General features: G+C 62.2%; 2 protein-coding genes. Both read left to right on the plus strand.

Features of this window, described 5'->3' with window-relative positions:
* Nucleotides 1-291: hypothetical protein (locus ACYVDE_RS20935; protein ID WP_460503477.1), on the plus strand; the 291-nt coding region annotated here is incomplete at its 5' end.
* A partial coding sequence (locus ACYVDE_RS20940) for a peptidoglycan D,D-transpeptidase FtsI family protein (RefSeq protein WP_460503478.1) occupies nucleotides 288-2,156 on the plus strand: 1,869 nt, incomplete at its 3' end. The genes ACYVDE_RS20935 and ACYVDE_RS20940, both read left to right, overlap by 4 nt.

The following is a 2,156-nucleotide window of genomic DNA, read 5'->3' on the forward strand; positions in this document are numbered from 1 at the left end:
GACCAGCTGGCCGGCCGCAAGCGCCCCGCCGATGGCGGCGACGTGGACAGTGGCCCCGAAATCATTGCCCCGCCTCAGGCACTGGATGGAGATTCGGTGCCAACTGCGCCGGCGCCGCGCCGGGAAGCAGCTTCTGCGTCGACCTACCGGACCCCAGCCACGCCGCGAGCCTCGAAAGCTTCTGCTGCCAAGCAGAATAAGCTCGACAATAAGAATAAGGTACAAAAGAGCACAAAGACGCAGAAGAAACAATCGTCAGGTAAGCAGCCTGTTAAAGCGCATTCCCGATGAAAGGCAGTGTTAAAAAGTCGATAGTAACCCGGGTGCGGCTGGCCTTTTTGGGGGTGGCCGTGTTCTCGGGTGCCATTTTCTGGAAGGCCACCAAAATTCAGTTTCAGGAGGGGGCCAAGTGGCGCGCCCTAGAGCAGGAGCGGCGCATCAGCTACCAGTCGGTACCGGCTACGCGGGGCAATATTTACTCTGATAACGAGAGTATTATGGCTACTTCGCTGCCGTTCTACCGCGTGGCCTGGGACCCGGGCGTGGTGGAGGATGGGGTGTTCAAGGCCGGGATTGACTCGCTGGCCTGGCACCTGTCGCATTTCTTTGGCGACCGCAGCGTGCAGGAATACCGCCGCCGGCTGGTGAACGCGCACTCGGCCCACCAGCGCTACATCCGTTTGAACTCGCGCCAAATCAACTTTCAGGAGAAGAAGCTGATGGCGACCTGGCCGGTATTCCGCGAGAAGCGCAACCGGGGCGGGGCCATTTTTGAGAAGGTCGACAAGCGCTTCCGGCCGTTTGGCGGGCTGGCGCAGCGCACCATTGGCTTCGTAAACGAAGACCACCACGGCGCGGGCCTCGAATACACCTTCGAGCAAAGCCTGGCCGGGCGGGCGGGCGAGGCGCTGTTTGAGCGCGTGCCGGGCGGCATCAAACCCGTGTACGACGGCACCGAAATTAAGCCCCTGCCGGGCTACGACGTGAAAACCACGCTCGACATCAACCTACAGGACGTGGCCGAAAACGCGCTGTACAAGTCGCTGGTCGACAATAATGCCCAGTACGGCTGCGTGATTCTGATGGAAGTGGCGACCGGCGAAATCAAGGCCGTGGCCAACCTCGGCAAGGCGTCGGACGACACCTATAAGGAGGACTACAACTACGCCTTCGCCGACCAGGGCCGGACGGAGCCGGGCTCCACGTTCAAGCTGGCGTCGATGATGGCGCTATTTGAGGCGCACCCCGAGCTGACGCTCGACGACATGGTGGACACCGGCAACGGCCGCATGTACGTGGGCGGGGCCGTAAAATCGGACTCGCACGGCTACGGGCGCATCACGGTGCAGCAGGTGTTCGAGAAGTCGAGCAACATTGGCGTGGCCAAGCTGGTCGACAAGTACTTCTCGGGCAACCCCACCGAGTACACCGACTACCTGAAGAAGTTCGGGCTTGACAAGCCCCTGGGCTTCCAGATGACCGGCGAGGCGCTGCCCTATGTGAAGGATACCAAAGACCGCAGCTGGAGCCGCACCTCGCTCACCACCATGAGCATCGGCTACGAGCTGAAGCTGGCCCCGCTGCAAACCCTGGCCCTCTACAACGCCGTGGCCAACGGCGGCGTGAAGGTGCAGCCCATGATTGTGCGCGAAATCAAGCAGGCCGACCAGGTGCTCCAGCACAACGAAACCAAGGTGCTGAATCCCAAAATCTGTTCCGACGCCACGCTGGCCAAGGTGAAATCGATGATGGAAGGGGTGGTGACGGCCGGCACGGCCCGCAGCATCCGGCCCAAGGACTACAGCATTGCCGGCAAAACCGGTACGGCCTGGAAATTCAAGAACGGCCAGTATACCAAGACGTATTCGACCAGCTTCTGCGGCTATTTCCCGGCCGACAAGCCGAAGTACAGCTGCATCGTGGTAGTGGATTCGCCCCGCAACGGCCGCATCTATGGGGCCGACGTGGCCGCGCCGGTATTCCGCGAAGTGGCCGATAAGTGCATGGCCCGCGACCTGCTGAGCCAGCGTCCGCTGCTGGCCAAGGCCCGCCTGAACAAGAGCCACGTGCCGCTGGTGCGCGCCGGCATGCAGGACGAGCTGGCGCTGGTGTTCCAGAAGCTGGGCCTGACGGGCAACACCCAGGCCACCGGCGGC

Source organism: Hymenobacter agri (genome assembly GCF_054778495.1).